This is a genomic window from Capnocytophaga sp. oral taxon 338 str. F0234, assembly GCF_000192225.1.
Lineage (GTDB): Bacteria > Bacteroidota > Bacteroidia > Flavobacteriales > Flavobacteriaceae > Capnocytophaga.
In genome coordinates, this window is record NZ_GL872413.1 from 480,438 (window position 1) to 503,105 (window position 22,668).

Annotated in this window: 22 protein-coding genes and 1 pseudogene; 15 read left to right on the forward strand and 8 right to left on the reverse strand. The window is 39.5% G+C overall.

The genetic code is table 11. From position 1 onward, the window contains the following. Positions 1-314 precede the first annotated feature (314 nt). The 5 genes from ccoG (at position 315) to HMPREF9071_RS02285 (ending at position 5,679) form a co-directional block, all read left to right on the forward strand. Entirely contained in the window at positions 315-1,724 is a 1,410-nt protein-coding gene (gene ccoG / locus HMPREF9071_RS02265; RefSeq protein ID WP_040357921.1) for a cytochrome c oxidase accessory protein CcoG, read from the forward strand. A gap of 33 nt (positions 1,725-1,757) precedes the next feature. Beyond that, a complete protein-coding gene (locus HMPREF9071_RS02270; RefSeq protein ID WP_040358175.1) occupies positions 1,758-2,732 on the forward strand; it encodes a hypothetical protein in 975 nt (324 codons plus the stop codon). A gap of 52 nt (positions 2,733-2,784) precedes the next feature. After that, positions 2,785-3,099, forward strand: a complete 315-nt coding sequence (locus tag HMPREF9071_RS02275; protein ID WP_009744928.1) for a hypothetical protein — start codon at positions 2,785-2,787, stop codon at positions 3,097-3,099. 131 nt (positions 3,100-3,230) lie between these two features. Next, the gene (locus HMPREF9071_RS02280) at positions 3,231-4,334 is read left to right on the forward strand and encodes an MBL fold metallo-hydrolase (protein WP_009744929.1); all 1,104 of its coding nucleotides are present in this window, start codon (positions 3,231-3,233) and stop codon (positions 4,332-4,334) included. A 13-nt stretch (positions 4,335-4,347) separates the two neighbouring features. Further along, positions 4,348-5,679 carry an MATE family efflux transporter gene (locus HMPREF9071_RS02285; protein ID WP_117601723.1) on the forward strand — a complete coding sequence of 444 codons (1,332 nt, stop codon included), beginning with the start codon at positions 4,348-4,350 and terminating at the stop codon, positions 5,677-5,679. Here HMPREF9071_RS02285 and HMPREF9071_RS02290 read toward each other — a convergent pair. Continuing rightward, positions 5,669-6,490 (reverse strand): annotated as a pseudogene (locus HMPREF9071_RS02290) (KilA-N domain-containing protein). The gene HMPREF9071_RS02285 and the pseudogene HMPREF9071_RS02290 overlap by 11 nt on opposite strands. A 77-nt stretch (positions 6,491-6,567) precedes the next feature. Here HMPREF9071_RS02290 and HMPREF9071_RS02295 point away from each other — a divergent pair. The 9 genes from HMPREF9071_RS02295 to HMPREF9071_RS02330 all read left to right on the forward strand — a co-directional run bounded on the left by HMPREF9071_RS02295 (position 6,568) and on the right by HMPREF9071_RS02330 (position 13,844). Continuing rightward, positions 6,568-7,023 carry a hypothetical protein gene (locus HMPREF9071_RS02295; protein WP_009744933.1) on the forward strand — a complete coding sequence of 152 codons (456 nt, stop codon included), beginning with the start codon at positions 6,568-6,570 and terminating at the stop codon, positions 7,021-7,023. Between the two features lie 173 nt (positions 7,024-7,196). Further along, a complete protein-coding gene (locus HMPREF9071_RS02300; RefSeq protein WP_009744935.1) occupies positions 7,197-8,759 on the forward strand; it encodes a hypothetical protein in 1,563 nt (520 codons plus the stop codon). 53 nt (positions 8,760-8,812) lie between these two features. Further along, positions 8,813-9,985, forward strand: coding sequence for a carboxylic ester hydrolase (locus HMPREF9071_RS02305; RefSeq protein WP_009744936.1), 1,173 nt, complete (start codon positions 8,813-8,815; stop codon positions 9,983-9,985). 155 nt (positions 9,986-10,140) lie between these two features. Beyond that, complete coding sequence (locus tag HMPREF9071_RS12645) at positions 10,141-10,206, forward strand: hypothetical protein (RefSeq protein WP_323973397.1); 66 nt, start codon at positions 10,141-10,143, stop codon at positions 10,204-10,206. A 72-nt stretch (positions 10,207-10,278) separates the two neighbouring features. Continuing rightward, a complete protein-coding gene (locus HMPREF9071_RS02310; protein WP_253908247.1) occupies positions 10,279-10,419 on the forward strand; it encodes an AraC family transcriptional regulator in 141 nt (46 codons plus the stop codon). 256 nt (positions 10,420-10,675) lie between these two features. Further along, on the forward strand, positions 10,676-11,152 hold the full coding sequence (locus tag HMPREF9071_RS02315; RefSeq protein ID WP_009744938.1) for a hypothetical protein: 477 nt from the start codon (positions 10,676-10,678) through the stop codon (positions 11,150-11,152). Positions 11,153-11,234: 82 nt separating this feature from the next. Continuing rightward, entirely contained in the window at positions 11,235-11,612 is a 378-nt protein-coding gene (locus HMPREF9071_RS02320; protein WP_009744939.1) for a DoxX family protein, read from the forward strand. Between the two features lie 80 nt (positions 11,613-11,692). Next, positions 11,693-12,952, forward strand: a complete 1,260-nt coding sequence (locus tag HMPREF9071_RS02325) for a putative DNA modification/repair radical SAM protein (RefSeq protein ID WP_009744940.1) — start codon at positions 11,693-11,695, stop codon at positions 12,950-12,952. Positions 12,953-13,103: 151 nt separating this feature from the next. Further along, positions 13,104-13,844 (forward strand): TIGR03915 family putative DNA repair protein, encoded by a 741-nt coding sequence (locus HMPREF9071_RS02330; protein ID WP_009744941.1) that lies wholly within the window; start codon positions 13,104-13,106, stop codon positions 13,842-13,844. A gap of 32 nt (positions 13,845-13,876) precedes the next feature. On the opposite strand, the gene HMPREF9071_RS02335 is transcribed toward HMPREF9071_RS02330, so the two are convergent. The 3 genes from HMPREF9071_RS02335 to HMPREF9071_RS02345 all read right to left on the reverse strand — a co-directional run bounded on the left by HMPREF9071_RS02335 (position 13,877) and on the right by HMPREF9071_RS02345 (position 16,693). Further along, positions 13,877-14,650, reverse strand: coding sequence for a porin family protein (locus HMPREF9071_RS02335; protein ID WP_009744942.1), 774 nt, complete (start codon positions 14,648-14,650; stop codon positions 13,877-13,879). 9 nt (positions 14,651-14,659) lie between these two features. After that, positions 14,660-15,763: a PCMD domain-containing protein gene (locus tag HMPREF9071_RS02340; protein WP_009744943.1), complete on the reverse strand. Its 1,104-nt coding sequence runs from the start codon at positions 15,761-15,763 to the stop codon at positions 14,660-14,662. A 108-nt stretch (positions 15,764-15,871) separates the two neighbouring features. Continuing rightward, positions 15,872-16,693 (reverse strand): leucine-rich repeat domain-containing protein, encoded by an 822-nt coding sequence (locus tag HMPREF9071_RS02345; protein WP_009744944.1) that lies wholly within the window; start codon positions 16,691-16,693, stop codon positions 15,872-15,874. A 235-nt stretch (positions 16,694-16,928) separates the two neighbouring features. Between HMPREF9071_RS02345 and HMPREF9071_RS02350 the strand changes: the two genes are divergently transcribed. Then, on the forward strand, positions 16,929-17,411 hold the full coding sequence (locus HMPREF9071_RS02350) for a hypothetical protein (RefSeq protein ID WP_009744945.1): 483 nt from the start codon (positions 16,929-16,931) through the stop codon (positions 17,409-17,411). Between the two features lie 61 nt (positions 17,412-17,472). Here the strand turns inward: HMPREF9071_RS02350 and HMPREF9071_RS02355 are convergent, their stop codons facing one another. The 4 genes from HMPREF9071_RS02355 to HMPREF9071_RS02370 all read right to left on the reverse strand — a co-directional run bounded on the left by HMPREF9071_RS02355 (position 17,473) and on the right by HMPREF9071_RS02370 (position 22,664). After that, positions 17,473-18,126, reverse strand: coding sequence for a YceI family protein (locus HMPREF9071_RS02355; RefSeq protein ID WP_009744946.1), 654 nt, complete (start codon positions 18,124-18,126; stop codon positions 17,473-17,475). An 86-nt stretch (positions 18,127-18,212) separates the two neighbouring features. Next, positions 18,213-20,072, reverse strand: coding sequence for a tRNA uridine-5-carboxymethylaminomethyl(34) synthesis enzyme MnmG (gene mnmG, locus HMPREF9071_RS02360; RefSeq protein ID WP_009744947.1), 1,860 nt, complete (start codon positions 20,070-20,072; stop codon positions 18,213-18,215). A gap of 6 nt (positions 20,073-20,078) precedes the next feature. Continuing rightward, positions 20,079-20,837 carry an acyl-[acyl-carrier-protein] thioesterase gene (locus HMPREF9071_RS02365; protein ID WP_009744948.1) on the reverse strand — a complete coding sequence of 253 codons (759 nt, stop codon included), beginning with the start codon at positions 20,835-20,837 and terminating at the stop codon, positions 20,079-20,081. 33 nt (positions 20,838-20,870) lie between these two features. Beyond that, complete coding sequence (locus HMPREF9071_RS02370; RefSeq protein WP_009744949.1) at positions 20,871-22,664, reverse strand: chloride channel protein; 1,794 nt, start codon at positions 22,662-22,664, stop codon at positions 20,871-20,873. Positions 22,665-22,668 lie beyond the last annotated feature (4 nt).

Sequence of the window (22,668 nt, forward strand, 5' to 3'; positions counted from 1 at the left end):
TTACTAAAACTATCCCTTTTTTGCAAATAAAAAATAACTTTTCTTACGTCGAACTCACGTTAAAATAACAGAAAATTACACAAGGAGAGCTCCATGGTAGGTATTTACACTATTTTTCTTGGGTTGAATAAGATTCCTACAAGAAGGAAAGAATCTTAAAAAAATGAAGTATAGATTTTTTCTATACTTTTATAGATTTTCTTTAAAAAATAGAATGGTTATAAATTTCTGTTTCATGGAAAAAAACACAGGAATAAAGCTAAAAATTCCAAAGAGAATAAGTATTTTTGCAAAAGTTTTTAACCTTTGTAGTCATGGAACAAGAAACTTTCCGCAATTCCATAGGAACCGTAGATGATAAAGGAAAACGCGTGTGGGTGTATCCTAAGAAGCCAAAAGGGCGCTATTATCGTTATCGCAAATATGTAAGCTATGTATTACTCACTATCTTTTTTGTATCTCCTTTTTTAAAAATAGATGGGAATCAGTTTCTTCTTTTTAATGTTTTGGAGAGGAGGTTTAATATCTTTGGATTTCCTTTCTGGCCTCAGGATTTCTACCTCTTTGTGCTTTCCATGATTATAGGCTTGGTTTTTGTGCTCCTTTTTACCGTAGCTTTTGGGCGAATTTTTTGTGGTTGGATCTGTCCACAGACGATTTTCTTAGAAATGGTTTTTCGCCGAATAGAATATGCTATTGAGGGAGATCGCAATGCGCAAATAAAGCTTGATAAGCAGGCTTGGAATGCTGAAAAAATACGTAAGAAGGGACTTAAATGGCTCATATTCTTCTTTATATCCTTTGTGTTTGCCAATGTTTTCTTAGCTTATCTCATTGGTAGTGATCAACTTTTGGTAGAGGTCAAGGAAGGACCGCTGAAACATTTTAATACCTTTATTGCATTATTAATATTCACAAGCGTCTTTTACTTTGTTTTCGCTTGGTTTCGTGAACAGGTATGTATTATTGCCTGTCCTTACGGACGCTTGCAAGGGGTGTTATTGGATAATAAGTCTATTGTAGTAGCATACGACTACAAGCGAGGAGAAGGCGAAAAGGGACGTAAAAAATTCCGTAAAGGAGAGGATAGAAAGGCACTTGGGAATGGAGATTGTATAGATTGTTTTCAGTGTGTACATGTGTGCCCTACCAATATAGATATCCGTAACGGAACGCAATTGGAGTGTGTGAACTGTACTGCCTGTATAGATGCCTGTGATGAGGTTATGGAAAAGTCGGGGATGCCTAAGGGTCTCATACGCTTTGCCAGTGAAGAGGAGATTACTAAGAAAGAAAAATTTAAGTTCACTGCCCGTATGAAGGGGTATGCCTCAGTGCTAACGATCCTTGTAGGAATCCTAATAGGTTTATTATTCTTGCGTAGCGATGTGCAAGCTAATATATTACGTTTGCCAGGACAGCTCTATCAGAAGGATGGAGATATGATCTCCAATGTATATACTTATAAGATTATCAATAAAACCACTCAAGATTTTGATCATATTTCGTTCAAGATAGTAGCCCCTAAAGAAGCTACTATAGAAGTGGTAGGTAATCAGGATATAGCCTTAAAAAAGCAGGGAATGGCGAGTGGTACTCTTTTTGTCAAGATACACCAAGCTTTTATTACAGAGAAGAAACTTAAACTTAAGATAGAAGTTTATAGCGGAGAGAATCGTATAGAAAGTACAACTACTACCTTTTCAGGACCTATTGTGTTCTAAGAAGAGGAAGGGTTTGTAGGTAATATGTTTATTATGAGTAATTTAAAATTAACAATTCTGAAGAAATGGGAATTTGATAATGAATTCTTCTTTGTTTGTGCTTCAATTTTGCTACCCGATGGCACTGTGGTAATCCTAACTTCGGACCATACCGATTGGCATAAATATTACGCCCTTGTCCTTTCAACCGAAGGCGTCAAAAAGATTTCCATTGAATATACCCCGATGTCAAACAGAGATTATCCTGTACTTTTCAGATATAAAGAAGGGTTCGGCATCATCATCTCGGCAAAAGAGGTGCGGTATTATTCAGATATGCATTCGTCACCGGAAATAATTCCGATAAAAAATAAATCATTGCTAAGATATAACATTGTACCGGAGAAGGCTCAGCAGAGGTATTTTCAAAATATATCCGATAGCCAAACGATTCCTGTTTGTTTTGAAAATGAAGTTTATTACGGCAATGCAAGAAGTTTCGCCCTTTTAGAATTCGATGATATAGCCAAAACTGCCAAATGGAAAACCTTTTCTTGCATAGATAAAAAAGCATTTACATATCGTGACAACAGAACCACCGACACTCCAAAAATAGACAGTCTTAAAATATCGGATAAAAGAATTTACGCCTTCATTCCGGGCGAGAGTTCGTCATCAGTCAATAAATGGGGAATGGATTATTATGCTCTCGTACAAATTTCTGCCGAAGGGAAGGTAATCGAGAAAATTATCGAATCGGACAATCTGCATACCGATCATAAAAAACACGGTGTCAATGGGTGTTTTACAGACTCAGAGTATGTGATACTAACACCTCTCTTTAAAACAGATGATTGGAAGGGCAAACAAAAAGTCTTTTCGCTCACCACACGCGAATATTGCGATATTACTCTACCCAAAGGAATGGCAAAACACAAACTCGAAAATATCACTGGCGAACTTTGCTTGACCTCTCTTTTCGACAGCGGTTTAAAAGAAGTATCTTTGTGTAATTATATTAACATATAAGTTGCAGGAGGTGTTACGGTTTTGAAGGACAGAACTCTAAACATGGAACTCAATGAGTAAAATATGGAGAAACATCGTTGCTTGTACACAAGAAGAGGTAAAGGCAACCTTTAGAGAACTTTATGCTTCTGTAGATTTTGGAGCTTATATAGCCCCACAAGATTACTTTGTGTCTTACATCTTCAAGACAGAGGAAGAACTCAGCAAAGCAAAGGAAACGGGATTACTGCAAAAGATAAACGATTGTCATAAAAAACTGTTGCATGAGAAAGAATACCCAGGGGAAGGTATAAAGGACTGTACTTTTGCCTCTCAGGAGGATTGTGATAAGGAATGGAACGGAAATTGGTATCATTATTACAAGTAAAGAAACAGCACCAAAACAAGCTATTAAAGGAATTTTCTATTGGAACCACACCAAAGTAGCAGATGGATACAGTCTTTTTAATAGATTACAGAAATAATTATTACTTTTGTACTCGAATTAATTAAAAAGGAATGCTTAAAAAAATTCTTAAACGTATGTTATACACTATCCTTGTCTTCGTTGCTGTGATAGGTATAGGAGCGACTACTGTACTGAACTTGCCCAGTTTTGGCAAAACTCCTTCAGGCGAACGCTTAGTGCGTATCCAGCAATCGCTTAACTACCGAGGGGGTAAATTTCAAAATTTAGAGCCTACTCCACATCTTACTCCTAACGGTAATATATTGAAGAACTTTTATCGCTACTTCTTTCCCGATGCACAAGATCTAAAGCCCAGTACCGTGCTTCCTGCCGTACAAACCAACTTGCATACCTTACCCAACAAACCAATGGTATGGTTTGAGCATTCTTCTTATTTGCTGAACGTAAACAAAGCTAGAGTTCTTATAGATCCTATATTTCACTCAGCCTCCCCTCTCTCTTTTATGGTGGAATCTTTTGAAGCAACTTACAATTACTCGTCCGCCGATATGCCCGATACCATTGAAGTGCTTGTACTTACGCACGACCATTGGGATCACCTGGATTATACAGTGATGAAAGAACTAAAAGACCGTATTCAACATGTTGTTTGTCCGCTGGGGGTAGGGGCTCACTTAGAGTATTTGGGCTTCGCTCCTACTAAGATTACTGAATTGGATTGGCAAGATGAAACTGCTGTTGCAAGCCTCAAATTCATCTGTTTACCTGCACGTCATTTCTCAGGACGCGGACTTAATAGAGATCAGTCATTGTGGGGTTCGTTTATACTCGAAACAGGTACTTACACTATCTATATAGGAGGAGATGGGGGATATGGCAAGCATATTGCTGAAATAGATAAGCACTTTCCTCATATTGATTTAGCCCTAATGGAAAATGGACAGTATAACCAAAGTTGGCGCTATATACACCTTTTGCCCAAGGACTTGCGCAGAGCAATGAACGAAATAGGAGCAAAGCGTTATTTCACAGGGCATAACTCCAAATTTGCATTAGCAAAACACTCTTGGTACGAACTGCGCAACGTACAAGTTTACGCTAAAGAAGACGGGTTGAATGTCATCACTCCTAAAATAGGCGAAGTAGTACATATTGATCAACCTAATGAACAGTTTGAAGTGTGGTTTAATTAATAAAAACAGACCAATGAACAGACGAGAACTTTTAGAAAAAGCCCCTATTGCTACAGTGTTTTTAAAATATGCCCTGCCGAGTATCATTACCATGTGTTTCTTTGGCTTACAGAACTTAGTAGATGGTTATGTGGTGGGTAATTATGTAAGCGAAAAAGCCTTAGGCGGGGTGAATATCATCACCCCTCTTTTCAGTTTTGTAATGGTGGTTGCGATGATTGTGAGTATTGGTTGCCAGACCTTAGTAAGCCAAGGGTTAGGGGCAGGTGATATTAAGAAAGCACAAACGGCGATGAGCACAGGGTTTTTGGGCTTACTCATTAATAGTGTAGTGATGATGCTTGTGCTACTGGTAGGGATGAAGTGGTTTATCAGGCTTTTAGGGGCTGATGAGGCGCTTTTCCCGTATGCTTACAGCTATCTGCAAGGTATGGTATGGTTTATCCCTACTATATCTCTGTGTTTCTACTTTGATATGATGCTCAAGAGCCTTGGCAAACCGATCACCTCTACGGTGATTATGAGCTTGGTAGTATTGCTCAATATAGTACTGAGTTTGCTGTTTGTACTGCAATTTGGTTGGGGAATCATGGGTACCAGTATTGCCACAGGTATTGCTTTTAGTATAGCTGCTCTTATCTCGGGGACGATATTGCTTAAAGGGCGATATTCGGTACGCTTGCTCAAAGGACACTTTTCATTCTCCTTGCTGTGGCGTGCCAGTTACAATGGTTCTTCCGAAGGCGCTTCGGAACTCTCTTCGGCACTTAGCATTCTCATTATTAACAATGTAATTATACGACTCATAGGAGCTGAAGGGGTATCGGCTTTTACAGTAATGAACCTCACCAATTTTATGGGTGTATTGCTTTTTTTGGGTATTTCGGATGGGATGATTCCTGTGATGGGCTATCTGTTTGGAGCGCAACAGTTCGGTAGACTCAAAACTTTCTTTCACTTTACAGCCAAGACCAATTTTGTGATAGGTATCATCGTATTTGCTATCTTACAATGCTTTGGAGAGTCCATTATTGTACTATTCGTAAAAGATCCGCATTCACATGTAGCTGAAATTGCTCATCAGGGGCTGCATATCTTTTCGTATGCTTTCTTGATAAATGGATTTAATATCTTAGTTACCAGCTTTTTTACTTCTATAGGCAATGTCTTAGGATCTATCGTGATTGCTGTTTTGCGAGGGGTGGTATTCATCGGAATTGGGATGCTTATCTTGCCTGCCTTTTTAGGCGAACAAGGCATCTGGCTTACTCTTGTGCTTTCGGAAGTGCTCACTTTGGCAGTAAGTGTGTTCCTTGCCCGAAGGTCGGTAGTGTTTAACGAATGAGTTTTACTTGGTGAGCTATGAGTGTTTTCATTTGAGTAATAGCGGTTTTGTTGAGTTCTACTAAGCGTTCAGCTTGTGAGATACCTTGCCTAATAAGAAGGGCATTGATACTCTCTAAATTGCTCAATACTACCAACTGTTCTAAGGAGGCTTCATCACGGATATTACCTTCCTTATCAGGGTGTGCTTCCCGCCATTCTTTGGCAGTGATGCCGAATAGGGCAGTATTTAGTAAATCGGCTTCGTCTGCATAGATAAGTTGCATTTGCTTTTTGGTAACTTCTTTAGGAATAAGGTTTTCTTTGATCGCATCGGTATGGATATGATAATTGACCTTGGCAAGGGTACGTTGCAGGTTCCATTGGAGCTTTAAGCGGCTGTTTTCTTCTTCTTTAAGCCGCTGGAATTCTTTGATGACATACAGTTTGAATTCTATTGAAATCCAAGAGGTAAATTCCATAGCAATATCCCTATGAGCAAAAGTTCCTCCATAACGTCCTGCCTTAGATACTATACCTATGGCATTAGTAGCTTCAATCCATCGTTTGGGGGTTAAGACAAAACTATTGAGTCCTGTTTGTCTTCTAAACCCCTCGAATTCGAGGAGGTTAAAATTAGGGTTATTGAGAATCTCCTAGAAACCTAGTAATTCAACTGTATTTCGGTTTCTTAGCCAATTCTGTATAACAGTATCAGTATGTTCAGTTTCTTTGTATCGTGCAATATCTGTTAGTGATATATAATCATTTTTTTCATTTTCATAAAAGGTAATAGCTACACCTTGTACATTGAGCTTTTTGCTTTTTGACATATTAGAAAAGTTTTTGAAAGTACAAAGTTAGGGAAAATCCATCAATTACCCTTATCTTTGCCACAAAAAAGAACATTATGAGTTTAGAATCAATCATTACCCATTACAGAAATTGCTTAGCTGCATTGCCTGACGTCATACTTATAGGCGAAATACCCGAAGGAGCTGAAAGTATTCCTCAAGAAGTATCGGATTGGGGAGTTCCTGCTTATAGTGCTTTTCTGAGGCTTTGTAATGGAGGGTCTTTTGGCGATATTATTCTCTGGAGTACGGAGGAGTTGTTAGATAACCAATATCGCATTCCTTCTGACCAACCTTCATGGTGTGAGATCGGACAGCTGCTGTATGCGCCTCTTTTCCTTGATAAGCATACCCAACACTTAATTTTTCCTGCCGATAGCTATGAAGGTATTGAGGAGATTGATGTTGATTTTGATACTTTTGTAAAGGAATACATCTTTGGTAGTAAGTACAAGGAAAAAATTATAGGTTATGACGAAGCCAATGATGATTGGTCAGATTTTTTAAATTAGAACATCTAACAACCCTTAATATTTGGGAGCAAACCAAAATTATTGATGGAAAGATTTCATTTTTAAATCAAATGCAAAATCTAAAGAAGATAGATATAAGAAAATATACACACTACCACTGAAGCTAATTGGCTAATTTTTACTATCTTTGCGAACAAATACTTTAGGACGATATGTTTAAAAACTTTACCCTTATCATTGCTTTGTTACTTACTTCTTTAGCGCAAGCACAAAAAGAAACTTCAATCCGTCATATCGATATCCTCGCTTATGACTCTGATGGGGAACTTTATTTTTATGCTCAAAAACAGAAAGACAAGTTTTTAGAGTTGGAATTTGATGCTCAAGAAGATGAAAATGTAGATAGAAATACCGAAGTCTATGACCTCAAATTGGTTCATTATAATGAGGAGAATTTAGAGACCCTGGGCGAGATAAAAGAGGACGACAAGAAAATTATCTACCTCAAAGATATCCAACGCACTACCCCCAGCGATTTTGTAGGCAAAACCTTTAAAACACTTCCTCCTATCTATGACAAGGATACTCAAACAATTGTCAAGATACTTAACCCTCACTTGGCTCTGTTATGTGATATCGACACAGAAGAAGAAAATCCTTATCAAAGAAAAGATTATTATGCACTACACACTATCCATCTAAAAAAGGGGCGAAACATTTACCTCTTAAGTTATGGACGAAATATCGAGGATTTTATTGTACCCTTAAAAGATAAAACCTTGTTTTTAACTGGCAGAGAGACAACGGTACTTGCGCCAACTCAATACCCTTCGTCCTATACAGATGACTTTATAAGCTATGAGCCAGAAGAGCATCTCATACTTCGCTCCAAAGGCAAGCGTTATGAGCTTATTAATACATATAAAGAAAAAGTGCTTTCTGGCAGATATGATACAATCTATTATAACAAATTTGGCGTTATAAGCAGAAGAGGGAACAAATACACTCTCTACGATAGTTACTTACAAAAGAAAACGTTCAAGCAGATGCGCAGTGTTTATTTCTACCGAGATGGTATTGAGATGCTTAACAAGCAAGGAGCAGCGTATTACATAATAGATGGCGAACGTATAGAGAAATTTCCAAAAATCAGTTACTCACTCTGTGGAACAGTATATGAAAGACGTTATTCATTGAAAAAAGACCTTAATAAACCTGAATCCCCACATTATATGCTTTATGGTTTTGGGGGCTTTGCTTCAGATTTTGAAGCTGAAAAACGAAACTATCTTTCCGATAGAAGTGCCGATGAAACACTTTCTTTCATTGATGGTAGTAGGTATTTTGTATGGGATGAGAATGACTTTTTTGTCGATAACATTTACCATCATCCCGAACTCATTCGCGTACAACGAGGGAACAAATACGGACTGTTCAAATATAATTATCAAAAGATTTCAAAAAAAGAATTATATATTGAAGGAATAGAGGAAGATAAAGAAAATGAAGAAGGAAATAGTTATAAACGCAATGTACGCAAATATGCTTCAGCTCATCTCACAGGAGAAGAACAGCTCCCTATCATCTACGATAATATTCAGCAGCATAAGGATGGGCTTATCTACTTCTACAAAGATAATAAAATAGGAATTTACCCCCAACATAAAAAGGTTTTATACGAGAAAATAGAACCCCAAACCCGCTCTTTCTATCATATTGTAAAGAAAGGAAAAAAAGGTTATTTAGACATCAGAACAATGAAAGAGTATTTCTAAACCTTCACTACTTCTATACTTTTGAAATCACAAATTCCTCACTGTATTAGCAAATGAAAAAGAAAATGATTTATACCCTTATAGCCATAGTATTGTTCTTGCTTGGGAGAGGGGCTTACTATATATTCCGCCCAATGCTTTTTGCAAAGCCTATGGGTAAGTATGCTATTGGTACGGTGAGCTACTGGGTAACTGACCCCGATAGGGAAGAGATTTTTATCACAGATAAACACCAAGCCAGACAAATCCCCATACAAGTGTGGTACCCCGCCGAAAAAACCTCTCAGAGTGATTACGCTCCTTATATCCCTGAAGCTACAAAGGTGAGCGAGGCTATTTCGGAACTTTTGCATATTCCGAAGGCGTTACTTTATCCGTTACGATTCAAACGTTCTAATGCCTTAGAAAAAGTCCCTATAAGCGATGATAAAGCGCAATATCCTGTTCTCTTGTATCTTACAGGACTTTACGGCCACCGATGTATAAGCACTTTTCAGATACAAGAGTTAGTCTCTCAAGGGTATATAGTGGTAGGTATTGATTGCCCAATGGCGGTAGCCTTGGCAACGTTCTCTGATGGCAGCACACTCCAGAGCCAGCCGCGAAGTGTAATTGATCCCATGCTTAATGATAGCTTAACAGAAGAAAACCCTCTTTTGAGTTATAACGGAAAGACCTTTGAAGGGGGACTGATAGCCTACTTTGCCAAAGATGTATCGCGAGTAATAGATTTTCTCACCACACTCCATACAGATGACCCACATCACCTTCTTACCAATAGGCTCAATATGGATAAACTGGGAGCTTTTGGAGTCTCTCTCGGAGGAGTTATCGTATCGGAAGCCTCGTGGAAGGATAGACGTATTAAGGCAAGTTTGATTATGGAATCACCCATTCCTAAGAAGATAGCACAAACAGGTTTGCCTGTTCCTACCATGGTTATTACACGTCCGGCAGAAAGTATGCGTACTGAGCGAAAGAAATCGGGAGGATGGACAGAAAGTGACATAGAGCAGCATCTCAGTACAATGAGGGCTTTATTTGAGAATACAGCGGAGAGTGAATTTGTACAACTTCCTGATATGTTCCATGTGGATTTTACCGATGTACCTTTATGGATTCCTTTTGCTCAGCTATTAGGATTGAGTGGTAGCACCCCTATTGAGGAAACACATGATAAACTGAATAGCCTCACACTTAAATTTTTTGAAGAATACTTGCAATAATTATTAGCACATTATATGAAACTTCTTTTTACTTTTTTATTATTCCCACTCGGAGCGGCAGCACAACCTATTATAAGTTGTTGAGGCAGTAGGCGAAAGTATGTAGCCCCGCAACCGTGCTTATAGTAGGCAACCCTAAAGTAGGAACTGCCCTAATGCAGGAAAACCCTCGGTTGGCTATTGAACTCCCTTTGAAAATTCTCATCTGTCAAATTATTTGAAGAACGCAAGGTGCGTACCATTTGGGACGACTCAAAAAAGAGGGAAATGAAACAGTGTCAAATTGTCACCAGTTGAAATTAGAATCTGCTGATGGGAAAATACGCCTAACTGAAGTGGCTGAAAGAAGTGGATTTAATGATTACTCCAACTTTGTACGCGCTTTCAAAAATATAGGGGGAGTTACCCCAACCCAATACATAAAAATAGAATAGTCAGTGGCGCTTACTGTCTACTTTTGATAGAATCTGCCCCTAATTCATCTCCCCGCTTAGCGTATCTCGTCTTGGGGGAGCAGACAATCCATTAAATAACTCTCTGTAAGTCTTGGAGAATACAGTCACAACCTATCTTTTTTCGGCGCACGAAAATAAAATTATCTAAACAAATAATCAATGATCAATTAAAAAAGAATTCGTAAATTTGTCATCTGATTATACCTGTGATCTGTAATCTGAAAAATAATGTAATATGGTAAAAAGAATCCTCTTGATCTCCCTTTTAGTGCTTTCCGTAGGGGCAAATATAGTGCTTATCAGAAAAATGTTTGTCGGCAACACCCAACCTCTTCCCGATGATACCCGCGAGAGTATTCTCGTGAGTCAGTCCAATAGGGACTTTGTCATGCATGAAATGCGTACTTTTGTAGAAGCCCTTCACCAAATCAATATAGGCATAGAACAGAATGACCCTGTGCTTATTGCCAAAGTGGCACGTGCCTCTGGCGGCTCTGTGAAGGGGCATGCCCCTGCGGGGTTACTTACCTCTATTCCTATAGGGTTTAAGAAGATAGGTTTTGATACCCATGATAGGTTTGATGCCATTGCTCAAGAAGCGGAAAAGAACTTTGACCCTAAGGTAACTCAACAACAGGTAACCGAACTTCTGGGGAATTGTGTAGCTTGTCATAAAATGTTTCGTATGGACGTAAGTTCAAGTAAAAAGTAAAGTTGTATTTAATTATCTTAAGTTAATTTCCTTTTACGAAAAAAAATTCTATTTTTGTACCAGAATTTAATTTAATATTTTTATGAATTGTAAAATAATAAAAATTGTAAGTTACCTCTTGTCAGGATTAGTAACCCTCATTTTTGTTGGAACAGGGTGTATGAAATTCACAGGAGGAGAGCAAAGTGCCCAAATGGCAGCTTTGGTAGGGGGAGAGACCATCCTATATATTTTAGGAGGCTTGCAACTACTCTTCGCCTTGCTTTTCTGGATTCCCCGCACGGCTATAGTAGGTTTTCTCCTAATGGCTTGTTATATGGCAGGGGCTATGGCAACACACTTGGTGATCAAGGAATCCTTTGTGCCACAAACCGCTATTGAGACCCTTATCTGGATCGCCGGTTTCGTTCGTTTCCCTGAGCTAAGCCAGCGGTTCTGTAGCTGTAGTTGTAATAAGTAAATGGTAACAACAAATAATTATAAATTCCTCATTGAAAAGTGAGGGATTTTTTTGTACATTTGCCTACGTATTTGTTTTGTATGGATTTTGATCGTATTAAAAAGAAACTCGCTATCTTGGCTGATGCGGCTAAGTATGATGTCTCCTGTTCCAGTAGTGGGAGTCATCGCAGGGGCAAGAAGGGCGAATTAGGTAATGCTGCCCCATGGGGGATCTGTCATTCCTTTACGGAGGACGGGCGGTGTATCTCCCTACTCAAAATCCTACTGACCAATTACTGCATCTACGACTGTGTGTATTGTGTCTCTCGTCGCAGTAATGAGATACCTCGTGCCGCTTTTAGCGTACAGGAGGTAGTGGACTTGACCCTTAACTTCTACCGAAGAAACTATATAGAAGGTCTCTTTCTAAGTTCTGGGGTATTCAAAGATGCGGATACAACTATGGAACGCCTTGTAAGAGTTGCCAAAAAACTACGAGAGGAGGAGCACTTCAACGGATACATCCACTTGAAGACCATTCCTGGAGCAAGTGAACTGCTTATCCATCAGGCGGGACTCTATGCCGATCGCCTCTCTATCAACTTGGAGATTCCTACCAAAGAGGGGCTCAAGTTATTGGCACCTGAGAAAGACCACAAGCAAATGGTTGTCCCTATGCAACAGGTGAAAAATGAGCTGGCAATCACTACTTTGGAACGAAAGAAATTCAAACATACCCCCAAGTTCGCCCCTGCAGGACAAACCACCCAGATGATTATCGGGGCTACCGAAGAGACCGACCAGAAAATCATTAAGGTAGCCAGCTATATGTATGATAAATTTCAACTTAAACGAGTGTATTACTCTGGTTATGTACCTGTATTACAGGATAGTCGCTTACCTTCTATCTATACCCAAGTACCCATCGTACGGGAGAATCGCCTCTATCAAGCCGACTGGCTGATACGCTACTATGGCTTTGCTCCTGAAGAAATCCTTGAAGGACAACCCTTTTTGGACTTAGAGATAGACCCTAAACTCGCTTGGGCATTGCGCAACCCGAACCTCTTCCCTGTGGATGTGAATACCGCTCCCCGCGAGATTCTCTTACGAATTCCTGGAGTGGGAGTACGCTCGGTGGAGAAGATACTCTCGGCACGTACTTTCCAAACGCTCACCTATTACTCCCTTAAACAAATAGGAGTTATCCTGAGCCGAGCGAAGTATTTTATCACTTGTAGTGGTGCAACCCCTTTGGCAGGAACGATGGAGAGTGCAAGGCTGCGCCGCCTTATCATCGCTAACAGCCAGAGCAAACAGAAAAATATTTATGACCCTATAATACCCTTCCCTAATTAAAAAATTGTTCTTATTTTTGCGCTCAAAATAGAACCTATTATAGAACACTTACACTGAAAATAAAACGTAAGATACTTTATATACCTCAAGCAGAGGTGATAGAAGATGAAAATCAAAACCTATAAAAAAATCAGCAAATTAGCTCATTACCTTGATATATTTACTCTATGATAGTTCCTTTGAGGGTTTCCTTACGGCAATCTTTACCACCTTTGAATATCGTTACTCTCAGGTATATATTGTAGCACAACATCACTATAGTCCCACACTCTTTGATGAGGAGCAAATTATATATACCAATAGTACTAAGGCTCAACGTGTGCTTACTAAGATAGAAAACTGTTGGGGAAAAGAAGGTGTATCGGTGGTGCTGAAGGCTTTCCTCTCGCAGGAGGAAAGAATAGAGAATGACCTTTTAGAGGCTATTTGTATGATGATTAGGCACCCTAAAGAGAAAGTATTAGATAATTTTGCTCATGGGGCTATTGTTCATATTCGAAAAGCCGCCAAGAGTGTAGGTCGTGAAGTGCATCGTCTTAAGGAGTTTGTTCGTTTTGAGAAGGTAGGAGAACTCTATTTTGCTAAGATTGCCCCTAAATATGATGTATTACCCTTAGTAGTACCTCACTTCAAGGTACGTTTTTCAGACCAGAAGTGGGTACTCTTTGATCCCGATCGGGCTTATGGTTTCTACTATGACCTCAAGGAAGTAATCTCCTTTACTCCATCTGACAAGGATTTTGGCAAACCCTCTCAACTCTCCGATGACTATCAGCGGCTTTGGAAAACCTATTTCCAGCATATTAACATTACAGAACGCAAAAATTCCCGTTATCAACTCAGTAGTATGCCTAAACGTTATTGGCAGTACTTACCAGAGGTAGAAGGATAGCCCTCTTTGCTATATCATATATGCTTTGGAGACTAAAACCTATAGGCAAACCCCATATTCATATAAAGAGGATACATGCTAAAGGTAATTGTTTTAAAATCCTTCTCAAAAAGATTATTAAGCCCATAAGAAAGATCCGCATATACACTTAGATGTTTGAAAGCGCGCCATGAAGCTCCTACCTGTTCACCCCAAAGCCAATATTGTAAGTGAGAGGAGAAATCATAGGAGGCACATTGTTCACCACTAAAACTTACTCGTTCTCCTATGGGGGAACCTTCCCGCAAACTACCATGACTCACAAAGCCTGAGAACTCTCCATCCATGCGATAGGAGAGATATATTCCTCCACGAATATCCCAACGTGAACTTAGCCGATAATTCACTCCTATAGGAAGTGTTATAAAAGCACTTTTGTAGTGAGTGCTTACCTCTCCTGTCCAATATCCTGCTACTCGACTTCCTTCATAGATGATTTCCGTACTGTAGTTCTTGACCATGGCTCCCGTATCCATCCCTTTTTCTTCAAGGCGCAGACCTAACCAGATACCTACATTAGGGTTACACGCAAGCCGCTTGGTTACAACCCCTTCTATGGATCCATTCAGCTTAGGGTTGTAGCTCAGTATCTTACGTATTTCTTTGGGCATAGGAAAAGGAGTTGCGCCTCCTATATTCACCCCTGCTCTTATCTGGTATTCCCAGCCTCTCTTCAGGGATTGTTTTAAGAACTTATTCTGTTCTTCTTGACCTGATAAGTTATAGAAGGTAAAAAGCAATAAAATAAAGAAGATATACTTTCTCATTTTTTCTATCTATTGGTAAAACAACTGCATTTCGTCCACGTAAAGAGTACTTCCTACAGCTCCGAGGAACTGAGCTCCCCCCTTACTGGAGGTCATCACAATAGCAAGATTATACTTGCCGGCTTGGAGCTTGGCAGGTTCTATCTTGCGTCCTTCTACAACAGAGAAAGGAAGGGAGAATCGCTTCCATTGTTCTGTTTGCTTGCCCTGGGGTAACTGTGCTATCATCACAATATTAGGATGAGTCTTTATATTAGTACCATCCAAGTAAGGTACTTCATGGGTAACTTCATATAACACAGCGTAAATATCACATTCATCCTTTTGATCAGGCACTTTTTGGCTGTTTTTATCGGTGAGCGTTTCTCCTGCAATGTATTTGTAATATCCTGTAAGAGCCAGGGGAGTCTTTCTAAAAGGAGTACCGAAGCGGGTGGATTTTGCCATATTTGCCATATTTATCTCAAAAGTACCGGTGAAGAGGTTGCCTGCTGCGAGAGGGGCTTTAAACATTTTCCCCAAGAAGCCGGTACTACGGGTAGTAAGTTTGGCACACTTCCCTTGATAGCCATTCTTACTTTGGCAAGTAGGATAATCCTCAGCGGGGGCTGTGCTATTGGTGATCAAAAAACCTGTGTTACCACTGCCCCAAGTCATTTCCTCTCCATCCACGGTATGATCATAGAAGATATGAAAGTATTGTCTCCCTCCATATTCATGAAAGCGGATATGCTCGAAATGATATTCTGTAGCTATATCACTGGTAATAAACTTTACGGTATAAGTTTTCTTCCATTGCCTATCCTCAGAGGTAACCGTATAGGTCTGTGGGGAGGAAAAGTCCCTTATGGTACCACTTTCAGGGACTATGGTTGCTCCTTGGGTAAGGGTGAAGCGAGGAGCAATAGCGGAGAGGTCATTCCAACTATTGGCATATAGCTTAACCTCATGGTTGGAGATGACAGGCTCGCGGATAAGTAAGTTACCTTCCACCTCACAGCTAAGGATATCTGCCTCAGCATTGGGAGCCTCTTCTTTGATACAGGAAGAGAGACCAAGCAGGATTCCCATAAAGGTAATAATATTCTTTAAGCTAAAGAATCTCATATTCATTCATTTTATTTTTTTTGCTGTACTACCCAGTCATACTATTCTTCATGATAAATAAATAGTCCCTTACAGGGAAAAACTATAAGGGACCATTTCTAAGTAAGGAGCTAACTAAAATTCAGGTTTTACGAGAATTTGATCTTTATAGTAGCTCCAGTTTTCAGCTGTCTTATAACTATTCTCAGTTCCTTTAGGAACGAAAATATTAGTTTTTATCTTAGAACCTGTATCAAGGGCATTAGCACTAACCAAAGTAGGTACCTCAGTAGCTTTCATGGTAAGTTGTTGGAAAACAAAACAAGCAAAGAAAGCCATGTTATCAATTTTCTTTAAAGTGGCGGGTAAGGTTACTTTTTCTATATGTTCGCAACCTGAAAAGGCAGCCCTTCCTACTTCTTTAAGATCGGTACCATCTAAGTTGATTTCAGTAAGAGACAGACATCCTCGGAAAGCATCTTCTCCTATTTTGGTTATTTTCCCAAATTTTACTTCTTTTAGCTTACTACAACCTTGAAAGGCTCCTTTTGAGAGTTCTGTAAGATTGGGTAACCCCAAGGTAGTAATTTCTGTGCTCTTGAAGGCATCTTCTCCAATGGTTATTTTGGCAGAGGTGTTAAAAGTTACTCCTCCTTTAAGATTGGCACCATAGAAAGCACCTGTCCCTATTTCCTTTAAGTTCTTAGGCAATATGATGGATTCCAACTTAGCAGCTTGTCTGAAAGCATATTCTCCAATAGTGTTTACTTTTTGTAACTTACTATCGGATTCCATATCAATAGTTTTTGTATCAAGGTTCTTCCAACTTTTCAAGGTCAATCCATCTTCACTCAGTTCATAATCCTTAGCTGGGATATCATGATTATCATCGTCATTACTTTTACTACAGTTAGTAAAAGCTAAAGCCAAAGAGGCTAAAAATAGTATTTTTTTCATATCAATGTGAATTTAATTTGGTGCAAAGGTAAAAAATAATGTAATAGAGGAAGATTATTTAATGAAGTTTAACATTCAATATGGAGGCTTGACTAAGCCTAAGAATATCAAACAAATTATAATCTTTCATTGGCGGATTAATAAATTATCCTTAATTTTGCACACGTGTTTAGTAATATGTTTTTATCTTTGTGTAGAAAGTATACTTTTTCAGGTTTCATAAATATAGAAAAATATGTTAGTTAATTTCAATGACTTATCGGATACAGCACGAGTATGGATCTATCCTTGTAGTCGTCTTTTGAATCAAGAGGAAATCTCCCATATTACGGCGGATATTTCCCAATATCTTTCCTCTTGGGCATCTCATGGTAAGGGGGTTAAGTGTGGTTTTCAGTTGCGATATGACCGCTTTATTGTGATTGCTGCCGATGATAATCAGCATATTGGAGGCTGTTCCTTGGATGATTTGGCTCACTTTATCCAAGCCTTAGAGCAGAAATATCACCTACTTCTTCTGGATAAGATGAATGTAAGTTACCGTCGTGGGAATGAAATCTGTTATATCCCTCTAAGTGATTTTAAGAAGTTAGCTCAACAGAAAAAAGTGGATGAAGAGACTATTGTCTTCAATAATCTGGTTACTAACTTATACGAGTACCGGCATTTTTGGGAGACCCCAATGTCCAATAGTTGGCATAATAGGTTCCTTAAATGAGAAAAAGGTAATAGGTAACTGTGTTTGTTACTTATTACCTTTTTTTATTCTTAAAAAGTAATTATTTTTTAGCTTTTACTTTTACGACTAACTCCACTTCATCATTGATGAATTTGTCCTTCAAATCTGCAAATACGGATTTAGATCCATAATTCACTCCAAAGTCTACACGATTGATATTAAAAGGTTGGCTCTCAAGAGTTACTTCACTATCGGTAATAGTTAGAGTAGCGGGGAAGGAAATAGTTTTTGTTTTTCCTTTGAGAGTAAGGTCTCCGCTTACATTAGTTCCGTCATAAGAGGTAAGCTTAAAGGATCCAGTAGGGTAGGTTTTTACATTGAAGAAATGATCCGCACCATTCTCTTCTCCAGTTCCTTTTAGGTGCGCTTCAAGGTCAGCTTTACCTTCATCCTCAGTAAGGTCAGTTACTGAGATCGTGTTCATGTCCAAGGTGAAGTCACCACTTACCTTGCCATTATCTATAGTAAGGCTACCACTTTTCAGGTTAATAGTTCCTGTATGGCTCCCTGTGGGTTTTCTCCCTGTCCATTCTATGACAGAGGAAGGTTCAGCCATATAAGTACCCTCTCCCGCTACAGCAGCAGATTGCTCTGTAGGAGTCTGGGATGTTTGTTCTTGGTTATTAGCATTGTTTTTGCAACTTGCTACCGATAGAGCGAGAATAATCGCTCCTGAAAGTACCATCTTTTTCATTAAAAAATCTATTTATAATTAATAAGGGACAAAGATAACCTTTATTTAGTATTTGCTAACAAAAAGTTAAAGTTAATGATTGGGATTTATCGTCCCATATAAATGAGCAAGATGCTAATATCGGCAGGAGATACTCCACTGATGCGTGATGCTTGAGAGAGGGAAGTAGGACGTATTTTCTTGAGTTTCTCTCGTGATTCGAAGGAAAGAGAAGTCAGTTTGTCATAATTAAAATTCTCAGGAATACGAATATCCTCCAAACGGTTGAGCTTATCGGCATTGTTCTTTTCCTTCTCTATGTAGCCTGCATACTTAATTTCTATTTCGGTACTTTCGAGCTCCTCTTTTCCAAGTTGTTTTCTTTGTACAAACTCCTTTACGGATGGGATTTCCATAAGGGAAGCTACTGTAATATTGGGGCGAGCCAGTACTTTTGCCATTTTATCTCCTTGTTTCATAGAGGAAGAATCATATTTTTCCAGAATAGGATTTGCTTGTTCAGGCGTGATACTTGTATCCTTAAAGAACTGTACAAAAGCCTGCGTTTTAGCTTGTTTTTCTTCTAATAGGCGCATACGTTCTTCACTGGCTAATCCTAAGGCATATCCCATAGGAGTAAGGCGTGCATCAGCATTATCCTGTCTTAGCAGGGTGCGGTATTCAGCACGAGAGGTGAACATACGGTAGGGTTCTTCAGTACCCTTGGTAATAAGGTCATCAATAAGAACACCTATGTAGGCTTCATTGCGCTTGAGGACAAAAGGTGACTGCTCCTGTACTTTCCTTGAAGCGTTAATTCCTGCCATAAGCCCCTGAGCTCCTGCTTCCTCATAACCTGTAGTACCATTAATCTGCCCGGCAAAAAAGAGGTTTTCCACAAGCTTAGTCTCTAGGGTATGCTTCAGCTGAGTAGGAGGGAAGTAGTCATATTCTATAGCATATCCTGGTCGGAAGAATTTCACATTTTCAAAGCCTGCCACCTTACGCAGAGCCTCATATTGTATCTCCTCTGGTAAAGAGGTAGAAAAGCCATTGACATACATCTCCACAGTATGCCATCCTTCAGGCTCTATAAAGAGCTGATGATGGTCTTTATCTGCAAAACGGTTAATCTTATCCTCAATAGAGGGACAATAACGAGGTCCTACGCCATGAATCAATCCTGTGAACATAGGAGAACGGTCAAAACCTGTCCGTAATATATCATGTACTTGCTCGCTGGTATAGGTCATGTAGCAGTCCAACTGATGTATAAGGGGCTTTGTGATGGGAAGGAAAGAGAATTTTTCAGGATTTTCATCTCCTGGTTGAGGAGTCATTTTGGAATAGTCCAAAGAACGACCATCTACCCTTGGGGGAGTCCCTGTTTTCATTCGTCCCGCCTCAAAGCCATGAGCTACGAGAGACTCAGTAATGCCTTTGGCAGCTTTCTCTCCAACCCGGCCACCGCTGAGGTGCTTGAGTCCAACGTGTATAACCCCATTGAGGAAAGTACCGTTGGTAAGCACTACGCTTTTGCTATGGATAATGCTTCCCAGAGAGGTTTTTACTCCTATTACTTTATTGTGCTCTATGAGTACTTCACAAACCATTTCCTGAAAAAAATCAAGGTTAGGCAGCTTCTCCAATTGTAATCTCCAAGCCTCAGAGAAGCGCATGCGATCACTCTGCGCTCTTGGGCTCCACATAGCAGGTCCTTTGGACTTGTTAAGCATCTTGAACTGAATGGCCGTTTGGTCCGTAATAATCCCCATGTAGCCTCCCAGCGCATCTATTTCACGGACTATTTGTCCTTTGGCAATCCCCCCCACAGCGGGATTACAGGACATCTGAGCCATGTTCTGGAGTTGCATGGAAATAAGCAGGGTCTTAGCCCCTGTATTGGCAGCGGCAGCGGCAGCTTCACAACCGGCATGACCTGCACCTACTACTATAACATCGTACATTAATTGCTATTTTATAATTCTCTCTGCAATCCATTTGGCAATGAAAGCAGGTTTTTGCCCTCCTTCCTTCTGAGCATAAAGGAAAGTTTCTACTAAGGTCTTTTCTGCATTGAGGTATCTACCTTTACTCTTAAAGCCTTGCATATTATCCCCTAAGAAAGTTTCACTAAGGAAGTTGATATCATATTCCTTAATAACCCATTCTCGGTGGTCTCGCTCTCTCATCATATCCAAAGCCCATTGTGTATATTTCACATTATTAACATGGGAGTTAACATCAAGGTCACTAATCCTTACCCTGAAATCATTCACCTGGTACATCCCTTGAGGAAGCAATACCTTATCGGTATGGAAAGAAAGTCCGCCTTCTTCTCTGGGCATAAAGATTTCTTTTTTCTCAGTCATATCAATAGGCTTACGGGAGTGAATATCTAAGGTAATCCAGGTACTAGCACATTGACCTATTTTGCGTTCTCCTACATAGAGTTCAAACTCACGAAAAGCATGTATTCCCTTAAGAGGAAGTGACCAAGTATGTATGGTAACTTTTTCATTCCACTGAGGCCAGTAATCCATCTTGAGTTTCTGTTGAATCAAAGCCCAGAAGAATCCTTTGGCAACTAAGTCCTTATAACCAAAACCCAACACAGAGGCATGCTCTGCAGCAATATCCTGTAGCATTCCCAATACTCCATAGAGCCCTAACTGATTGTTGAGATTCACTTGAGTGCTACGTACCTTATATGTTTCTGTAAAGATAATCATAAAGAATGATTAATTTAATTGCTTTTTATATAATTAATTAGAAAAATATATCAACTTTCTACGATAAACGGTTAGGAGTTTGGATTTGGAAATGAAGCCCTTATACTTTCCATCCTTTATCACAGGTAAGTTCCATGCTCCTGTATTTTGAAACTTATCCATTACCTGGGTCATATTATCCACTCCCATCTGAATAATGGCAGGAGGCTTTTGCATCATCTCAAGAACAGGAATTTTATCATATAATTCCTTTTCAAAGATGAGATGGCGAATATCATCTAATAGAATGATTCCCTCCAGACTTTTCTTTTCCCTATCCAAAACAGGAAAGATATTCCTGTTAGATTCTCGAATAGCCTCATAGACTACCCCTCTTAGAGTCATATCCGTGTATACAGGGACAAAATTTGTCTCTATTACGCTTTCCATATCCATTAAGGTAAGAATTGCTTGGTCTTTATCGTGGTTAACAAGCTCACCCTTACGTCCAAGCTCCATCGTATAAACAGAGTATTTATTAAAATATTTCGCTATAGAGAAAGAAACGACTGCTGTAATCATGCCTGGGACGAAAAGAGTATAACCTCCTGTAACTTCGGCTATTAGGAAAATAGCCGTTAAGGGAGCATGGAGTACTCCTGTCATAAGAGCCGTCATTCCCATTAGGGTGAAATTAGGTAAAGGGAGCTTTTCAGAAAATAGATCTAACTGATTGATAATACGTGCAAAACAATTACCCATCACCCCTCCCATAAAAAGCATAGGGGAAAAAATACCTCCTACACCACCTGCTCCAAAGGTAACCGAAGTAGCTACTACCTTGAAGAGTACCAACCCTCCTAAAAGGAGTATTACTATCCAAGGATTCTGTAAATCCCACCCAAAGATATTAGAACTAAGAGAGAGTTCTGGATGACCTGCCTTAAGGTGATTAATAATTTCATGACCTTCCCCGTACAAAGGAGGCATAAGAAAGACCAGCAGTCCTAAGGTAGCCCCTCCTATAGCAATGCGTATATAAGGAGAGGAGAACTTAGAAAAGAACTTATTCACCCTTTCATACACAAAAGTAAAATAGGCGGACATCACCCCTCCCACTAATCCTAAAAGAAGATAAAAAGGAATATTCCTCATTAGGAAAGTTCCATGAATATTCATGGGTAACAACACTGCATTTCCAAAAAAAATGTAAGAGGTAAGGACTCCCGATAAGGAAGCTATGAAAAGAGGCAATAGAGAGGATAAGGTTAAGTCCAATCCGAATACCTCAATGGCAAAAAGAATTCCTGCTAAAGGTACTTTAAAGATAGCTGCCAAAGCTGCCGCACAAGCGCAAGCCAAAAGGAGCATCCTGTCCGACTGATTGATATGGAAAAACCGAGCTATATTGGAACTGATCCCTGCCCCTGTAACCACCATAGGTCCTTCCAGCCCTACAGAGCCCCCAAAGCCAATAGTAATAGGTGCCGTTAGTAAACTTCCATAAGCTTGGAAACGCTTCATGATTCCCTTTTGTTTTGCCACGGCATATAGAATAGAGGGGATCCCATGGCTGACATCCTTACGAATAATATATTTTTTTACCCAATATACCAATAAAAACCCCATAGCAGGGAATATTACATAGAATCCGTAATTGATATACTGAATGATATTGCCCACTAACACCTCCTCAATGAAATGCGTAAAAGAACGCATTGCCAAAGCGGCAAAGCCTGTAGCTATTCCCACAATACCACAAAGCAACAGGATGAACTGGCGATGGGTAAGGTATTGGGTCTTCCATTGTAGGAACTTAATATACCAACGGCGTGTAGTGGTGTTCATGAAT